This is a genomic window from Streptomyces dengpaensis, from assembly GCF_002946835.1.
Lineage (GTDB): Bacteria > Actinomycetota > Actinomycetes > Streptomycetales > Streptomycetaceae > Streptomyces > Streptomyces dengpaensis.
The window spans coordinates 4,730,898-4,747,597 of the sequence record NZ_CP026652.1; the positions used below are offsets into that span (position 1 = coordinate 4,730,898).

Genomic DNA, 16,700 nt, shown 5'->3' on the forward strand with positions numbered 1-16,700 from the left:
CTCAGAGTCCCGTCCGGCCGCCGGCCCTTTGTGCGTACCGCCCCGGAGGCACCCCCACCAGCCGCTTGAAGTGGCGCGTCAGATGGGACTGGTCGTAGAAGCCGCAGGCCGCGGCGACTTCGGACGGGCGGGCCCGATCAGGTCCTCGCCGAGATGCGTGCGAGGGGGGCGCGGATGCATCCGTGACCGAAGTCGGTGGCCCGATCAGGGGAGACCGATCAGGGGAAATACGATTCGAGCGTGCCGCGACGCCGGATATCGAGCGTCGCGCAATGGAATGAGCCGCCGAACGGCGCGTAGTGCAGCAGGTCGCACGGGATGGGCTCGAACCCCCATTTCTCGAGCGCGCGCAGCATGTCGGTGTGATGCCGCTCCGCGATCACCCGTTTCTCGTCGATCATGAGAATGTTCATGCTGAGCCATGTGCCGCAGATCGAGGCGATCTTGAGCAAGCGTTCGTTGATCGGGTTGGGCTCGGGGGCGATCAGGATGTCCCACGAGCTCAGGACGTCGGGCAGGCGGTCGACATCGATGTACTCGGGATTGACCAGTACCTTGCCGGGCGCGAGCAGGAGGAACGTCGTGTCGATGTGCATGGGCGTTCGGCAGCGGCTCTCGATCTCGTGGATGCGGTAGCCAGGTCCGAGGTGGCGGCGCAGCCAGTCGATGCCCATGCGGTTGGTGACATTGCTCCGCGTGACGAACAGGTCGCGTCCTGCGCGGACGAAATCCGCCGCGTCGAACACCGGCTCGAACTCGGTGAGGATGTAGCGCATGGGTTCGCCGCCCTCGGGGGTGCGGAAATCCGCCTCGAACAGCGCGTCGGTGAGCTGCGGCTTCGGCGCGGCCGTCCAGCGCGCGCCGCGCCGGAAGTAGTCCTTGAGGATCGCGCGATAGGAGTGGGTCTCGAAATACCGGCACGGCCAGGCCATCGGGGTCTCGATGATCTCGTCGCCGATGACGAGCATGCTGTCGCGCGGACAGGTGTTGCAGAAACCGCGCGACGACCAGTCGGGGGTGCCGAAACGTTGCCTGTGGTCGACCGCGTCCGGGCGCGTGACCGTGATGCCGAGGGACTGCAGGAGAGCTACGAACTGATCGAGCTCTTGCTGCGCCGGCTCGATCAGCGTGCGCGGATACCTGAAGCCGGCGGCAACCCGCTGCAGCCGCGCCGCCCAGGGTGGGATGTTGCAGGTCACGGCCGGATGGTTGGAGGGGATCGTCGCGCCCTCGAGGCGCCCGACGATGACCTCCTCCAGAGGGTCCCACTCGTTGTGTGAGCTGACCGGCGAAACGAGGGGTTCTGCGGCGTTTTCGGTCGTGGTGGAGGGCGTCGGCATCACGCGTCGTCCATGGCCCACGTAGGGGCGGCATTGCCTGCCGCCGAAGCCCACGTAGGGACCGCATTGCCTGCCGCCGAAGCCCGCCCAAGGGCAGAACCGCCTGCCGCCGCCGTCAGGATGCCGGGCATCCGCACAACCGCCATGCTCGACCGCTTTCGATCGCAGAAGTCAGTGACCCGTAGTATCCCCAAACTTACTCAAGGTGGCGTTGCGGGGCTGTCCGTGTCCGGCCGAAGCCCAGCCCCGCAGGACGTCAGGCTTCCTGTCGGGCCGCCTGTGCCGGCACAGACTCCGACGCCGAGGCGGGCGACTGCTCGGCCGGGCCGGCTTCCTCCTTCGGCAGCCGCCGCATCAGCACCTCGTATCCCACGCCCGCCGCCGTGCCGACCACCGCGCACAGTCCCCACAGCCATGCCGCGCCGAACCGGTCGATGACGACGCCGGACATCAAGGGCGCGACGAGCGCGGCGAGGGACCAGGACAGGGTGTACATGCCCTGGTAGCGCCCGCGCCCGTGCACGGGAGAGAGACGGACGACGAGGCCGGTCTGCGTCGGCGCGTTGACGATCTCCGCCAGCGTCCACACGCAGACGGTGAGGGCGAAGGCGCCGACCGAGCCGGCGAAGGCGGTGAGACCGAAGCCGTACCCGGCCAGCAGGGACGAGACGACGAGCAGTCGCTTCGGATCCCGGTGCTCGATGAAACGGGTGACCGGCATCTGGAGCACGACGATGAGTACGCCGTTGACGGCGACCGCCAGGCCGTAGTCGGCCGGGGTGAAGCCCGCCTCGCCCATCGCGACCGGAAGGCCGACGGCGCCCTGCTGGAAGACGAGGGCGACGAGGAAGGACAGCCCGACGACGGTCATGAAGCGCCCGTCGCGCAGCACCGTGCCGAGGCCGACCTCGGGTTCCGCTTCCTTGGCGACGCGTACGGGCCTGGACTCCGGCAGCTTCGCGAAGACGACGAGCGCACAGGCGAGGGTCATGCCGGCCTCGATGAGGAAGCCCGCGAGGTAGCTGAACTCGGCGATGAAACCGGCCGCCATGGCGGAGACGGCGAAACCGAGGTTGATGGCCCAGTAGTTGAGGGAGAACGCGCGGACGCGGTCCTCGGGCCGGACGATGTCGGCCATCATCGCCTGCACGGCGGGCCGGGAGGCGTTCGAGGCCATGCCCACCAGGAAGGCGACCGCGGCGATCGCGACCGGATGGTGCATGAAGCCCAGCAGCGCGACGGAGAGGGCCGTCGACAACTGCGCGACCAGCAGCGTGGGCCGCCGCCCGAGCCGGTCGCTCATGACGCCCCCGCCGAGCGAGGAGATGACCCCGCCGAGCCCGTGGAGCGAGGCGACCAGACCGGCGTAAGAGGCGGAGTACCCGCGGTCCAGAGTCAGGTACAGCGCCATGAAGGTGGCGACGAAGGCGCCCAGCCGGTTGACGAGGGTGCTGGTCCACAGCCACCAGAACTCGCGGGGAAGTCCGGAGACGGTCTCTCGGGCGGCGCGTCTCAGGACGGCGAGCGACATAGGGATCCCCCACGGATGTGTACGGCACTAAGTAAGCGGCTCAAGCAGTGATCACAACTTACGGCCGGCCGGTCCCGGCGGGCCACTCAATTAACAGATGCCGTCAACTGTCCGGCCCGCGGGCAGGCGCGCGCGGGGACGAAGGCTTCCATTACGCTCGGACACATGGCCGACGCACCGTACAAGCTGATCCTCCTCCGCCACGGCGAGAGCGAATGGAACGCGAAGAACCTGTTCACCGGATGGGTGGACGTCAATCTCAACGAGAAGGGCGAGAAGGAGGCAGTCCGCGGCGGTGAGCTGCTCAAGGACGCCGGCCTGCTGCCCGACGTGGTCCACACCTCGGTTCAGAAGCGCGCGATCCGCACCGCGCAGCTCGCCCTCGAGGCCGCCGACCGCCACTGGATCCCGGTCCACCGCTCCTGGCGCCTGAACGAGCGCCACTACGGCGCCCTCCAGGGCAAGGACAAGGCCCAGACCCTCGCCGAGTTCGGCGAGGAGCAGTTCATGCTGTGGCGCCGCTCGTACGACACGCCCCCGCCGCCGCTGGCCCGCGACGCGGAGTACTCCCAGTTCTCCGACCCGCGTTACGCGGATCTCCCGCCCGAGCTGCGCCCCCAGACGGAGTGCCTGAAGGACGTCGTCGGCCGCATGCTCCCTTACTGGTACGACGACATCGTCCCGGACCTGCTCGACGGCCACACCGTCCTGATCGCGGCCCACGGCAACAGCCTGCGCGCCCTCGTCAAGCACCTCGACGGCATCTCCGACGCCGACATCGCGGGCCTGAACATCCCGACGGGCATCCCGCTGGTCTACGAACTCGACGCCGACTTCAAGCCGCTCAACCCCGGCGGCACGTACCTCGACCCGGAGGCCGCCGCGGCGGCCATCGAGGCGGTCAAGAACCAGGGCAAGAAGAAGTAAGCCCACATCAGTAAGCCCCCTGCCTGCGGTTTCCTCGCAGGTAGGGGGCTTTTTTGATGCTCTCGGGCCCTCGCTGGGCCAGTGCAACGGTTGCTCAAGCACGGTGTTGCCAAGGAGTGGTGGGACATGGAAGAGGGGTGTATCACCGCGGAGTGGCGCGCCGCATCGGTCGGCTGATGCCGCTCGTGTGCACCACCGCTGGGCCGTCTCTGGGCCGTCCGAGGCCGCTCGACAGCAGCCGACGATGACCGATGACGACCCCTCAGACGTACACGTCCACCGCCGTGACCAGCAAGGGCCGTCTGATGTGCTTCGCGCATGACGACGGCACTCTGCGTTCTCGTCGGCACGCCGATCGGGAACTAGATCGTACGACGGCGGGTGAAGCGGACCGCTGCGCGGGCCGATGCGGGGGAAGCGGTCTTCCTCCCGGTCGGTAACAACCGGCCGGATGTGGGGAGCCGATACAGGAGTTCCGATGGGAGCCTCGCCGGTTGTGGACTCGTCTGCGTGAACTCCCGGCTGATCTGCGCTTTGTCCGCGCACGCAGCATGACGTTCCGCGAAGTGTGGTGGCTCCCAGCCGGTGCCCTGGTGATCGAGTGCGAATCGTCCGAGGGGCCGGTGCGGCTGTGGGCCCACGCGGCACAGGCGCAGTACGTCGTGGACGTGATCCGCCGCGCAGCACCACTGATTTGAAACTTGCGGCGAAGTCAGCGAAAGCGGCACTGCAGGGGCCCTGCCCACGGGCTTCCCGTGGGCAGGGCCCCTGCGTGGTCCGGGCCGACCAGGGCTGACCGTCACAAGGTGATGCGGACTTCGGTCACACAGTCAGGGGGACCGGATGGATCTCGTCCGCTGTGTGGCCGGTGCGTGTGTGGATGCGTTGGACCGCCTCGGCCGAGGGGGCCTCGGAGAGGCAGTACACCGTGCCGGAGGCCGGGTCCGCCCAGGCCCTCTCGAAGTGCACGCCTTCTTCCTTCTCGATGGCGAGGTCGGCCTGGTGCGCCTGCCTCAGCTGCTCGGCCGTGATGCCCGTCATCCCGTGGTGGACGTCCATGAACTTTGTCATGGCTTCGTCACCTCCTTACGCGACTCTCGCGTCCTTACGCGTTTCCCGCCCGCTCCCTCTCCCTCCCCCCATGCTGCGCCCGTTGGGCGGCGGGGTCGACCCGCGCGGCGGCCCACATGCCGAAGGGCCCCGCTACAAGTAGCGGGGCCCTTCGGCGTCGTACGCGGTCAGCCGCACTGGCACGGGTTGCCGGACTGGCAACCGCACTGGCACCCGGAGCCGCAGCCGCAGGCGCCGAGCAGCGGGAGGCTTTTCGTTTCCGCGGGCTGCTCGGTGTCGCGGGACTGCGTCGGGTCGGGCGTGCTGGGGGATTCGGCCATGGGTCCCTCCTTCAGGCACGAGGGCGTGCGAGGCACACTGCGCCGCACAGCCCCTGTTGCCCATTGCATGCCCAGTCGGGCGGGCGCATCAACGGCGCACGCTCGGCGCACTGAGGCTTCCGCGCGCCCCCCGGATCGGGCCCGGAGCGGGCCGGGAGCAGGGCTCAGGCCCCCTCCACCCCCGTGACCGGCTGAATGTCCTGCTGGAGCTCGTCGGCGTGCTCGCCCGTCACCAGGAACACGACCCGCTTGGCGACGGCCACCGCGTGGTCGGCGAAACGCTCGTAGTAGCGGCCGAGGAGGGTGACGTCGACGGCGGTCTCTATGCCGTGCTTCCAGCGGTCGTCCAGCAGGTGCTGGAACAGGGTGCGGTGCAGGAGGTCCATCTCGTCGTCGTCCTGCTCCAGCTGGAGCGCCAGGTCGACGTCCTTGGTGACGACGACCTCGGCCGCCTTGGCCATCAGGCGCTGGGCGAGCTGGCCCATCTCCAGGATCGTGGCGTGCAGGTCCTGCGGGACCGCGCGCTCGGGGAAGCGCAGCCGGGCCAGCTTCGCGACGTGCTGGGCCAGGTCGCCGGAGCGCTCCAGGTCCGCCGACATGCGCAGCGAGGTGACGACGATACGGAGGTCCGTCGCCACCGGCTGCTGGCGCGCCAGCAGGGCTATCGCCCGGGCCTCCAGCTCGTGCTGAAGATCGTCGACCTTCTGGTCGGCCGCGATCACGCTCTCGGCCAGCTTCAGGTCGGAGTCGAGGATGGCCGTCGTGGCGCGCCCGATCGCCGACCCGACGAGCCGGGCCATCTCGACCAGGCCCTCGCCGATCGAGTCAAGTTCCTCGTGGTACGCGTCCCGCATTGGGTGTCCCTCTCTTACGTCGGCTTCGGGGTCCGGGGGGCTCGTGCGTCAGCTTCGCGGAGTCCGCAGGCTGAGCTGCTCCGGGGAAGCGCGAGCGCGCTCCCTGGGCCGCTGGGCCCCGACGTCCGGCCAGGCCCCGTGAACCCCACGCTCCCACGTTCCGGCCCGTACGCGTCCGTTTCCGTCACCCCAAATGAACCAACCCTAGCTCCTGGGTGAACTCTGGGCGACGAGTGTTCAAGCTCGCACCCGGATGGCTGTGGGCAGCCCTGACGGCATGCCTAACCTGGATGCATGGACGTGAACGCGGCGGTCGCCGCAGCGGCTGCGATCGCCGGAGTGCTCACCGGCGTCATCGCCATGCTGGCGTTCCGCTGGAGCGAACGCGACCAGAAACGCCCGACCCGCACTTCCCTGCACACGGACCCGGTGCTTCCGCCAGGCGTGGACACCGTGCTGTCCGTACTCCGGTCCTCGGCCGTCGTACTCGACGAGGCGGACGCCGTCGTCAAGGCCAGCTCCGCCGCGTACGCCCTCGGGCTCGTCCGCGGCGGCAAACTCGCCGTCGAACCGATGCTCCAGATGGCGCGTGACACCCGTCGTGACGGGGAGATACGTCAGGTGGAGCTGGACCTGCCGAGGCGGGGGACCGGACGAGGGGAGGCCCTCGCCGTCTCCGCTCGCGTCGCGCCCCTCGGGTCGCGGCTCGTGCTGCTCCTCGTCGAGGACCTCACCGAGGCCCGCCGCATCGAAGCCGTACGACGCGACTTCGTCGCGAACGTGAGCCACGAGCTGAAGACGCCCGTCGGCGCGCTCTCCCTGCTCTCCGAAGCCGTCATGGACGCCTCGGACGACCCGGAGGCCGTCGAGCGCTTCGCCGGGCGCATGCAGATAGAGGCCACCCGGCTCACCAACCTCGTACAGGAGCTCATCGACCTGTCGAGGGTGCAGAACGACGACCCGCTCGAGGACGCCGAGCCCGTAAGGGTCGACGAACTCGTCGCCGAGGCGATCGACCGCTGCCGCCACCAGGCCGGCACCAAGCAGATCACCATGGCCGCGGGCGGCACCGCCGACCTGAGCATCTGGGGGAACCGCGGAGAGCTGGCCGCCGCCCTCGGAAACCTTGTCGAGAACGCCGTCAACTACTCACCGGCCCGCACTCGTGTGGGTATAGCCGCGCGCCGGGTGACCGCGTCCGGCGGAGACCTCATCGAGATCGCCGTGACCGACCAGGGAATCGGCATCTCCGACAAGGACAAGGAGCGCATCTTCGAGCGCTTCTACCGCGTCGACCCGGCTCGTTCCCGCCAAACAGGCGGTACGGGCCTCGGTCTCGCGATCGTCAAACACGTGGCCGCCTCGCACGCCGGGGAGGTCACGGTGTGGAGCTCCGAAGGCCAGGGCTCCACGTTCACGCTGCGGCTCCCGGAGGCGGGCGCGGCCCGCGTGACCGACCACGACATGCCCGGACTCGACGCAGAGGGCGAGACCGGGCAGCCCGACGGGACGACCACCGTCACATCCCCGTACGAACCGCTTCCTGCCCCGGAGGTCCTTCCGTGACCCGTGTGCTCGTCGTCGAGGACGAGGAGTCCTTCTCCGACGCCCTGTCGTACATGCTCCGCAAGGAGGGCTTCGAGGTCGCCATCGCGACCACCGGGCCCGACGGACTCGACGAGTTCGAGCGCAACGGCGCCGACCTCGTCCTCCTCGACCTGATGCTGCCGGGGCTGCCCGGCACGGAGGTGTGCCGCCAGCTGCGCGGCCGCTCCAACGTCCCGGTGATCATGGTCACCGCCAAGGACAGCGAGATCGACAAGGTCGTCGGGCTGGAAATAGGAGCCGACGACTACGTCACCAAGCCCTTCTCCTCCCGCGAGCTGGTCGCCCGTATCCGGGCCGTCCTGCGCCGCCGCGGGGAGCCGGAGGAGGTCACTCCCGCCGCCCTGGAGGCCGGGCCCGTCCGCATGGACGTCGACCGCCACGTGGTCACCGTCTCCGGCTCCAAGGTCGACCTCCCCCTGAAGGAGTTCGACCTCCTGGAGATGCTGCTCCGCAACGCCGGGCGCGTCCTGACCCGTATGCAGCTCATCGACCGGGTCTGGGGCGCCGACTACGTCGGCGACACCAAGACGCTCGACGTCCACGTGAAGCGGCTCCGCGCGAAGATCGAGCCGGACCCGGGGGCGCCGAGGTACCTGGTCACGGTGCGCGGTCTCGGCTACAAATTTGAGCCCTAAGTCGCCAATCCGCTACGGTAAGTAACCCTCGCCGTCGGGTGGACGGAGAGGTTAAACGCCTGTGGAGCGTTGGTAGGACCCCGAGTAATCGGGGCGCGATGCCGTGAAGCAGGAATCCCCTTGAGGGAGCACCAAAAGTCGAGCCGTAAAGCTCAGAACCGCCAAGGGCGGGAACCGATAACCAAGGTTCCCGCCCTAGACGTTTGTGGTGGTCCTCAGTGGCCGCCGGCCGACTCCGAGGCGGTCGCCTCCGCGTCAGTACCCGTCGCCTCGTCCGCAGCAGTCGCCTCGCCTGCGGGCGTGCCCGTGGCGGACTCGGCCGGGGAGCCCGGGACTGTCTCGGACGGCTCGGTGCCCTCGGTCGCCGGCGCGGAGGCCGCCGGCGTCGCCGGGATGTCGCTCGGACCCCACTCGGAGAAGTAGCTCTCGGCTGGGACGACGAACGCGCGCAGACTCACGTCACCGGTCTTGCTGAAGCCGAAGGTGATCTTCTGGGCGTTGCCGTCCCTGACGGCCTCGCGGCTGCTGGGGAGCGTCGCGGAGGCGTTGCCCTTGCCCCCGATGACGACGGAGCCGCCGGCCGGGATCGTCAGCTTGCCGCTGCCCTCGGCCGGCTTGATCTCCGCGGTCTTGCCGGTGTCGGCCACGGTGATCGAGTCCAGCGTCTGGGCGGTGCGGCCGTTGTTGAACACGGTCGCGGAGATCACGGCCGGCCCCGTCGACTCCAGGTCGGGCTGGGTGATGACGACGGCGTTCTGGATCTTGATGTCGCCGACGGCGGTCGCCGCGTTGTCTGGCTCGATCTCCAGCGTCTGGGCGTTGTTGCCGGCACCGCACGCGGCGAGCGAGGCGATCGAGAACGCGATGGCGGCGGCGGCGAGAGCGCCGCGTCGAAGGCTGCTGCTCACGGCGGCGGCAACTCCTTGAACGTGGGCGAAGCAGGGCGACTCCTGTGTAAAGCCGCCCTAAGGGTCTGTCAGCGGCCTTAGGTTACCGAGCCGTTCCCGCGCCACCGCACCCGACCCGCCTCTATGCGTCCACGGGCTCGCTGGTATGTGACGTCTCAGGCTCGCTCGCACGTGCCGAGGGGGCACGGTCCGCGCACCGCCGGGCTGCGCGCACCGGCGGGCTCCGTTGCGCCCGGTGTGCGCCCCGCCCGGCGCGCACTCCACGGGGGCTTCATCGACTGCTTTGGCGACAGAATGGTCCAGCATTCACATAAGCACTCTGGAAGTGCCTCCTGAAGTACCATCTGAAGTACCTCCGAAGTACGTCTGCGGTACCCCTGTGACATCGGCTTGCGGATTTTCCCGCGAGGTGCCGTAAGGATCCATAGCGAATGCATGACGACCAGGGAAATTGATCACCGGCGGGAGTTCGGTGGCCGTGATCAATTCCGGATTCGTCTCGTACTCGACTCCGATCACCGAACGGAGTAGCGGAAGTCGTACTCTTGGAGCTGGACAAACCGGTACGTTCAGACCCTGGTGAGGGGCTTCTGTTGTGTGTAACGTGCGCGTTTCACTTCCCCTGGACAGCCGCTCCGACCTGCGAATACCGTCTTCCGCTCCCCCCTCGAAGCACGTTCCTGTTGCGGTTGTCAAGCCCCGAGATATGCCCTGACCTGCGAAAACGCCATTCAGAAGACGCCGTATCCGTGTTACCCTGGATAGCCACGGAAGGGGTACCTGTCACATGACGTTCAAGGTTGGCGACACCGTGGTCTATCCCCATCACGGGGCCGCGCTGATCGAGGCCATCGAAACTCGCCAGATCAAAGGCGTGGACAAGACCTACTTGGTGCTGAAGGTCGCCCAGGGCGACCTGACGGTGCGTGTGCCAGCGGACAATGCGGAGTTCGTCGGCGTGCGTGATGTGGTCGGTCAGGACGGGCTGGACCGGGTCTTCGAGGTGCTGCGCGCGCCGTACGCCGAGGAGCCCACGAACTGGTCGCGTCGTTACAAGGCAAATCTGGAGAAGCTCGCCTCCGGCGACGTCATCAAGGTCGCGGAAGTCGTCCGTGACCTGTGGCGTCGTGAGCGTGAGCGCGGACTCTCCGCCGGTGAGAAGCGCATGCTTGCCAAGGCCCGGCAGATCCTGGTGAGCGAGCTCGCCCTCGCGGAGAACACGAACGAGGACAAGGCCGAGGCTCTGCTCGACGAGGTCCTCGCGTCCTGACGCCGGCAACGGTCGCCGAGACGGCAGTCGTCTCGACGTACGCACAAGCCCGCGCAACTGCGCAATGAAATGCCGCGGTGCCCGATGACGCAATTGCCGATCACTCAGATCACGTGTGATCACGCAATTGCAGTCGCCGGGCGCTGCGGCATGTTCGTACCCGCGGCAGCACGTTCGTACCCGCGCCCCATCCGGGAAACCCCAATGCCAGAATTGGGGCCCCGTACCTGGCGTGCCGGGCCCGGGCGGCAGGCTCGACCAGATGTCACGGAAGGGTCCCCGGTCAAGGCGTCGCGCCCGGCACTCCCCCTGCCCCAGGAGCAGGGGGTACGCCCAGGCCATACCCATCCCGGCTGAGCACACAAACCTGACAGGAACCGATGTCTGACGATTCGCGCCCTTCGCCCACGGAAGCCCGCACGGCCGTCGTGATCCCGGCTGCCGGCCGGGGCGTGCGCCTCGGACCGGGCGCCCCCAAGGCGCTCCGTGCTCTGAACGGCACGCCGATGCTCATCCACGCGGTCCGCGCGATGGCCGCGTCCCGCGCCGTCTCGCTGGTCGTCGTCGTGGCGCCGCCCGACGGTGCCGCCGAGGTGAAGGCGCTGCTCGACACGCACGCGCTGCCCGAGCGCACCGACTTCCTGGTCGTCCCCGGCGGTGACAGCCGCCAGGAGTCGGTGAAGTGCGGGCTCGACGCCCTGCCGCCCGGCATCGACATCGTGCTGGTGCACGACGCCGCCCGGCCGCTGGTCCCGGTGGACACCGTCGACGCCGTCATCGAGGCCGTACGCGAGGGTGCCCTCGCCGTCGTACCGGCGATGCCGCTCGCCGACACCGTCAAGCAGGTCGAGCCCGCGGCCGCCCCCGGTGCGCCGGAGCCCGTCGTCACCACGCCCGAGCGGGCGCTGCTGCGGTCCGTGCAGACGCCGCAGGGATTCGACCGCGAGACGCTCGTACGGGCCCACGAGACCGTCAACGACAACGTCACCGACGACGCGAGCATGGTCGAGCAGATGGGGCTGCGGGTCGTGGTCGTGCCCGGGCACGAGGAGGCGTTCAAGGTGACGCGGCCGCTGGACCTCGTGCTCGCGGAGGCGGTTCTCGCGCGGCGGAGGCTGAACGATGGGTTCTGAGACGCCGTTGTTGCCCCAGGTCGGCATCGGTACCGACATTCACGCCTTCGAGGACGGGCGTGAGCTGTGGTGTGCCGGGCTGTTGTGGGAGGGGGAGGGGCCCGGGCTCGCCGGGCACTCCGACGCGGATGTCGTCGCGCACGCGGCGTGCAACGCGCTGTTCTCGGCGGCCGGGCTCGGGGACCTCGGGGCCCACTTCGGTACCGGGCGCCCGGAGTGGTCCGGGTCCTCGGGGGTCACGCTGCTGACCGAGGCGGCGCGGATCGTGCGCGCCGCCGGGTTCACCATCGGGAACGTCGCCGTACAGGTCGTCGGGCCGCGCCCGAAGATCGGGAAGCGGCGGGACGAGGCGCAGAAGATTCTGTCGGACGCGGTGGGGGCGCCGGTGTCGGTGTCCGGCGCGACCACGGACGGTCTCGGCTTCCCGGGCCGGGACGAGGGGTTGATGGCGGTGGCTACGGCGCTGGTGGTGCGGGTGGGTTGAGGCGAAGGGTTTCGCCCCCTCCGCCCCTGCCCGTCCCGTATTCGGGGGCTCTGCCCCCGAATCGGCCTGAACGGCCTCGCCCTCGAACGCCGGACGGGCCGGCAGTGTGCTGACGGTCACCCCCGTATGTCACGAATACGTGGCCCTTGGGGTGGACGGTCGCAGGGCACTGGTCAGGGGCCACTACCCTGGAGTGGTGACTATTCGCCTGTACGACACCAGCGCCCGGCAGATCCGTGACTTCACCCCGCTCGTGCCGGGTTGCGTCTCGATCTACCTGTGTGGCGCCACCGTGCAGGCCGCCCCGCACATCGGCCACATCCGCTCGGGCCTCAATTTCGACATCATGCGGCGCTGGTTCGAGTACCGCGGCTATGACGTGACGTTCGTCAGGAACGTCACGGACATCGACGACAAGATCATCACCAAGTCGGCCGACCAGGGCCGCCCCTGGTGGGGCATCGGCTACGAGAACGAGCGCGCCTTCAACGACGGTTACGACGCGCTCGGGTGCCTGCCGCCGACGTACGAGCCGCGCGCCACCGGGCACATCACCGAGATGATCGAGATGATGCGCGGTCTCATCGAGCGCGGTCACGCCTACGAGGCCGACGGGAACGTCTACTTCGACGTGCGCTCGTACGGCGACTATCTCCAGCTGTCCAACCAGGAGCTGGACAACCTGCTCCAGCCCTCCAGTGAGGGCGAGACCGGCAAGCGGGACTCGCGCGACTTCGCCATGTGGAAGGCCGCGAAGCCGGGTGAGCCGAGCTGGGAGACGCCGTGGGGCCGGGGCCGTCCCGGATGGCACCTGGAGTGCTCCGCGATGGCGCACAAGTACCTGGGCAGCGCCTTCGACATCCACGGCGGCGGCATCGACCTGATCTTCCCGCACCACGAGAACGAGATCGCCCAGGCCAAGGCCTTCGGCGACGAGTTCGCCGAGTACTGGGTGCACAACGCCTGGGTCACGATGAGCGGCGAGAAGATGTCGAAGTCCCTCGGGAATTCGGTGCTCGTCTCCGAAATGGTCAAGCGCTGGCGCCCCATCGTGCTCCGGTACTACCTCGGCACCCCGCACTACCGCTCGATGATCGAGTACAGCGAAGAGGCCCTGCGCGAGGCCGAGTCGGCGTTCGCGCGCATCGAGGGCTTCGTGCAGCGGGTGGTGGAGAAGGCGGGGGGCGTCGTCGAGCCCGCCGCCGAGGTGCCGCCCGCCTTCGCCGAGGCCATGGACGACGACCTGGGCGTGCCCCAGGCGCTCGCCGTCGTGCACACGACCGTGCGCCAGGGGAACTCCGCCCTCGCGGCCGACGACAAGGAAGCCGCCGTCGCCCGCCTCGCCGAGGTCCGCTCCATGCTCGGCGTCCTCGGGCTCGACCCGCTGGACCCGCAGTGGGCCGGTGAGGGCGACCGGGGCGAGGCTGTGCTCAATAAAAGCGTGCACGGCGTCGTCGACACCCTCGTACGCATGGTCCTCGACCAGCGGGAGGCTGCCCGGTCCCGCAAGGACTGGGCGACCGCGGACTCCATTCGCGACCAGCTCAACCAGTCGGGCCTCGTCATCGAGGACAGCCCGCAGGGGCCGCGTTGGTCGCTCGGCCCGCGCTGAGCGCCCCTCGTCGGCCTCGACCGGCCTTGATCGATTGTGCCGCCCGGGCCTCCGGGCGGCACACTTCATATACGTACGCACGCACGCTTCACAGAGACAGGTAGGTCATGGCCGCTAACAACCGTCGCATGTCCGGCAAGAAGGGCGCGCAGGTCGGCAGTGGCGGCCAGCGACGCCGGGGCCTGGAGGGCAAGGGCCCGACCCCGCCCGCCGAGATGCGCAAGGGACACAAGAAGAACCGCATCGCCGCCGCCAAGACCAAGCAGATGCAGCGCCGGCCCGTGGCGCGCGGCGCCCGGGGCGGCAAGGGCACGTCCGAGATGGTCGTCGGGCGCAACCCCGTCGTCGAGGCCCTGCGCGAGGGCGTGCCCGCGACGATGCTGTACGTGCAGCAGTTCATCGACAACGACGAGCGGGTGCGCGAAGCCCTCCAGCTCGCCGGTGAGCGCGGCGGTATTTACCTCATGGAGGCCCCGCGCCCCGAGCTCGACCGCATGACCAACGGGCTCAACCACCAGGGTCTCGTCCTCCAGGTCCCGCCGTACGAGTACGCGCACCCGGAGGACCTGGTGAACGCCGCCTTCGACGAGGGCCAGGACCCGCTGATCGTCGCCCTCGACGGGGTCACCGACCCGCGCAACCTCGGTGCCGTCGTCCGGTCCGTCTCCGCCTTCGGCGGCCACGGCGTCGTCGTGCCCGAGCGGCGCGCGGCCGGCATGACCGCCGGTGCCTGGAAGACGTCCGCCGGCACCGCGGCCCGTACCCCCGTCGCCCGCGCCACCAATCTGACGCGCGCCCTGGAGGCGTACAAGAAGGCGGGCATCGCCGTGGTCGGCCTGGCCGCCGACGGCGAGGTCGAACTCGGCGAACTCGAAGCCCTGGAGGGCCCCGTCGTCATCGTCGTCGGCAGCGAGGGCAAGGGCCTGTCCCGGCTCGTCGGCGAGACCTGTGACTTCCGGGTGCGGATTCCGATGCCGGGTGGCGCGGAGTCGCTGAATGCCGGTGTGGCCGCGGGAGTTGTGCTGTACGAGGCGGCACGGCGACGGGTCTGACAGCCGTTGCGGGTGGTGCTGCGGCGGGTCTGAAAACCCGTCGCAGCGGGGTGTTCGGGATGATCCGGATGACCTTGACGCGGTCCGGACAGATCGGCGCGGTCAGAGCAGTGTCCTAAACACACGTCACTCGGTTAGATGAGTGTGGACACCAGAACACCCCGCACACCCACGGGGGACCGCTCGTCGGGATTCGACGACGCTCCCGCGCTGAGCATGGTGAAGGTGCCGAGCGATCCGGCGCAGGTCATCGTCAATCATGCGAGCTTCCGCGTGCAGCTAGGCGCCGCGCCGCGGAACCAATCCCCGCGTGTCGCACGGCACTTCAGCTCCACCGACGACAGCACGCGCATCCCCGCCGTGGGTACGACGGGCAGAGCGGGCGCGGGCGGCGCGGGCAGCACGGCCGGTCCGGGCGGCGCCCGCCGCCGCGCTCCCGTCGTCTGGAGCGGAAAGTCCGCGCCGGACGACACGGGCGCCCACCGGCTGCTGCAGGCCGTGCGGAGCACGAGCGTGGGCCACGCCCACCCCGCCGACCCCGCGGGCGACCCCGGAGCGACCCAGGTCATCCCGCGCATCGACGAACACCACGGCTACGACGGCGACCTGACGGTCGAGACGGTCGAAACGCCCCTCGTCGGCAGCCAGCGCACCCCCGACTCCGGTCGGATCCGCCTGCTGCCGCAGATGCGCAGTGTGGACAGCGTGTACGACGAACCGGCCTACGGGGGCGGGGAGTTCGACGACTTCGAGGACACCGGGGACATCGGGGCCATCGGGGAGGAGGACTTCGAGGAAGGGGACGGCGAGGCGTCCGCCACGCGGCACGGCGGCACACTGACATCAGCAGCCACCGCGACAGGTGTCCGGCACGCCTACTACCCCGGCCGCCGCATGAGCCTCGGCGTCGTGCTGCTCCCGCTGCGCGTCTTCCTCGGGTTCATCTCCATCTACGCCGGCATGGGCAAGCTCTGCGACCCCCTCTACTTCGACGGCGGCAAACGCGGCTCCATGGTGCAGTGGCTCAACACACTGCACCCCTGGGAAGTCGCCGAACCACTGCGCCAGTTCGCGCTCCAGCACCCGGTCGGCGCCGGGCTCGTCATCGCCTTCCTCCAGGTCATCGTCGGCGTCCTCACCGTCCTCGGCCTGTGGCAGCGGGTCGCCGCGGTCGTCGGGGCGATGCTGTCGGCCGCCCTCATCGTCACCGTCAGCTGGAAGACGGTGCCCGCCTACGACGCGCCCGACATCATCTACCTCGCCGCCTGGTCCCCGCTGATCATCGCGGGCGCCCCCGTCTACTCCCTCGACGGACGCCTCGCGGGCGAGGCCTGGCGCCGGCTCGGGCCGCGCGCCGACATCTGGGAGCTGCGGGGGCGTGTGCTGCGCCGCGGCGCGCTCATGTCGGCCATCGTCGTCGGCCTCACGCTGCTCCTCGGCTCGCTCCTCGGCGGCGCCGTCCGCGATGCCGACCGCGTGGTCGTCCCCGGACCGGGCGAGGCCCCGCGCAACGAACTGCCGGGCTCCCCGCTCCCCGAGACCCCCGGCAAGAACCAGCAGAAGACCACCACCCCGTCGGCCTCCGCCGAGGCGCCCACCCAGGGCAGCTCCTCGTCCCCGACAGGCGTGGCCACCACGCCGGGCGAGGTGCACGAGACCGGCTCGGTCAGCAGCGGGCCCAGCCAGACCCAGGGCACCGGCCAGGCGCCGCCCCAGCAGTCCTCACCGGCGAACCAGGCCCCGACCACCAGCGCGGGCCCGACGTCCAGCGGCGGCACGGCGACCGGCGGCTCCACGGGCGGCTCGACCGGCGGGTCGACCGGCGGGTCGACGGGCGGCGGCTCCGGTGACGACGGCTCCGGCGGCGGGGAGCCGGGGCTGGTGGGCGGCCTGCTGGGCTGACACGTTCACCGGACGACCGGCGCGTAACGGCGTTCGGTGAACGACGGGCGCGT

At 69.6% G+C, this 16,700-nt stretch carries 16 protein-coding genes and 1 pseudogene; 10 read left to right on the plus strand and 7 right to left on the minus strand.

Annotated features, from left to right (window positions below; translation table 11 throughout):
- Position 1 precedes the first annotated feature (1 nt).
- From C4B68_RS21980 to C4B68_RS21990, 3 genes and pseudogenes are all read right to left on the minus strand, one after another.
- Positions 2–133: pseudogene (locus tag C4B68_RS21980) on the minus strand (helix-turn-helix domain-containing protein); the annotation flags it as partial.
- 85 nt (positions 134–218) lie between these two features.
- Positions 219–1,340, minus strand: a complete 1,122-nt coding sequence (locus C4B68_RS21985) for an amidinotransferase (RefSeq protein WP_099503627.1) — start codon at positions 1,338–1,340, stop codon at positions 219–221.
- A gap of 256 nt (positions 1,341–1,596) precedes the next feature.
- Complete coding sequence (locus tag C4B68_RS21990) at positions 1,597–2,871, minus strand: MDR family MFS transporter (protein ID WP_180289318.1); 1,275 nt, start codon at positions 2,869–2,871, stop codon at positions 1,597–1,599.
- A gap of 165 nt (positions 2,872–3,036) precedes the next feature.
- On the opposite strand from C4B68_RS21990, the gene C4B68_RS21995 reads away from it, so the two are divergent.
- Positions 3,037–3,798, plus strand: coding sequence for a phosphoglyceromutase (locus C4B68_RS21995; RefSeq protein ID WP_099503625.1), 762 nt, complete (start codon positions 3,037–3,039; stop codon positions 3,796–3,798).
- Positions 3,799–4,349: 551 nt separating this feature from the next.
- A complete protein-coding gene (locus C4B68_RS43420) occupies positions 4,350–4,496 on the plus strand; it encodes a hypothetical protein (RefSeq protein WP_240634435.1) in 147 nt (48 codons plus the stop codon).
- 124 nt (positions 4,497–4,620) lie between these two features.
- On the opposite strand, the gene C4B68_RS22005 is transcribed toward C4B68_RS43420, so the two are convergent.
- The 3 genes from C4B68_RS22005 to phoU all read right to left on the minus strand — a co-directional run bounded on the left by C4B68_RS22005 (position 4,621) and on the right by phoU (position 6,043).
- Entirely contained in the window at positions 4,621–4,869 is a 249-nt protein-coding gene (locus tag C4B68_RS22005; protein ID WP_099503623.1) for an SCO4226 family nickel-binding protein, read from the minus strand.
- 167 nt (positions 4,870–5,036) lie between these two features.
- Positions 5,037–5,189 carry a hypothetical protein gene (locus C4B68_RS42030; protein ID WP_167459138.1) on the minus strand — a complete coding sequence of 51 codons (153 nt, stop codon included), beginning with the start codon at positions 5,187–5,189 and terminating at the stop codon, positions 5,037–5,039.
- Between the two features lie 164 nt (positions 5,190–5,353).
- A complete protein-coding gene (phoU, locus tag C4B68_RS22010) occupies positions 5,354–6,043 on the minus strand; it encodes a phosphate signaling complex protein PhoU (RefSeq protein ID WP_099503621.1) in 690 nt (229 codons plus the stop codon).
- Positions 6,044–6,337: 294 nt separating this feature from the next.
- On the opposite strand from phoU, the gene phoR reads away from it, so the two are divergent.
- Both phoR and phoP read left to right on the plus strand, forming a co-directional pair.
- Positions 6,338–7,609 (plus strand): two-component system sensor histidine kinase PhoR, encoded by a 1,272-nt coding sequence (phoR, locus tag C4B68_RS22015; RefSeq protein ID WP_099503619.1) that lies wholly within the window; start codon positions 6,338–6,340, stop codon positions 7,607–7,609.
- A 5-nt stretch (positions 7,610–7,614) separates the two neighbouring features.
- Positions 7,615–8,286 carry a two-component system response regulator PhoP gene (phoP, locus tag C4B68_RS22020; protein ID WP_010985401.1) on the plus strand — a complete coding sequence of 224 codons (672 nt, stop codon included), beginning with the start codon at positions 7,615–7,617 and terminating at the stop codon, positions 8,284–8,286.
- A gap of 215 nt (positions 8,287–8,501) precedes the next feature.
- Here the strand turns inward: phoP and C4B68_RS22025 are convergent, their stop codons facing one another.
- Entirely contained in the window at positions 8,502–9,194 is a 693-nt protein-coding gene (locus C4B68_RS22025; RefSeq protein ID WP_099503617.1) for a copper chaperone PCu(A)C domain-containing protein, read from the minus strand.
- A 787-nt stretch (positions 9,195–9,981) separates the two neighbouring features.
- Here C4B68_RS22025 and C4B68_RS22035 point away from each other — a divergent pair.
- The 6 genes from C4B68_RS22035 to C4B68_RS22060 all read left to right on the plus strand — a co-directional run bounded on the left by C4B68_RS22035 (position 9,982) and on the right by C4B68_RS22060 (position 16,647).
- The gene (locus C4B68_RS22035; protein WP_003953493.1) at positions 9,982–10,464 is read left to right on the plus strand and encodes a CarD family transcriptional regulator; all 483 of its coding nucleotides are present in this window, start codon (positions 9,982–9,984) and stop codon (positions 10,462–10,464) included.
- 380 nt (positions 10,465–10,844) lie between these two features.
- Positions 10,845–11,597, plus strand: a complete 753-nt coding sequence (ispD, locus tag C4B68_RS22040; RefSeq protein WP_099503613.1) for a 2-C-methyl-D-erythritol 4-phosphate cytidylyltransferase — start codon at positions 10,845–10,847, stop codon at positions 11,595–11,597.
- Positions 11,587–12,081: a 2-C-methyl-D-erythritol 2,4-cyclodiphosphate synthase gene (ispF, locus tag C4B68_RS22045; protein ID WP_099503611.1), complete on the plus strand. Its 495-nt coding sequence runs from the start codon at positions 11,587–11,589 to the stop codon at positions 12,079–12,081. Before ispD ends, ispF begins: the two co-directional genes overlap by 11 nt.
- Positions 12,082–12,277: 196 nt before the next feature.
- Positions 12,278–13,693, plus strand: a complete 1,416-nt coding sequence (gene cysS / locus C4B68_RS22050) for a cysteine--tRNA ligase (protein WP_099503609.1) — start codon at positions 12,278–12,280, stop codon at positions 13,691–13,693.
- 107 nt (positions 13,694–13,800) lie between these two features.
- Positions 13,801–14,745: a 23S rRNA (guanosine(2251)-2'-O)-methyltransferase RlmB gene (gene rlmB, locus C4B68_RS22055; protein ID WP_099503607.1), complete on the plus strand. Its 945-nt coding sequence runs from the start codon at positions 13,801–13,803 to the stop codon at positions 14,743–14,745.
- A gap of 138 nt (positions 14,746–14,883) precedes the next feature.
- Positions 14,884–16,647 (plus strand): DoxX family protein, encoded by a 1,764-nt coding sequence (locus C4B68_RS22060; RefSeq protein WP_099503605.1) that lies wholly within the window; start codon positions 14,884–14,886, stop codon positions 16,645–16,647.
- The last annotated feature ends 53 nt before the right edge of the window (positions 16,648–16,700 follow it).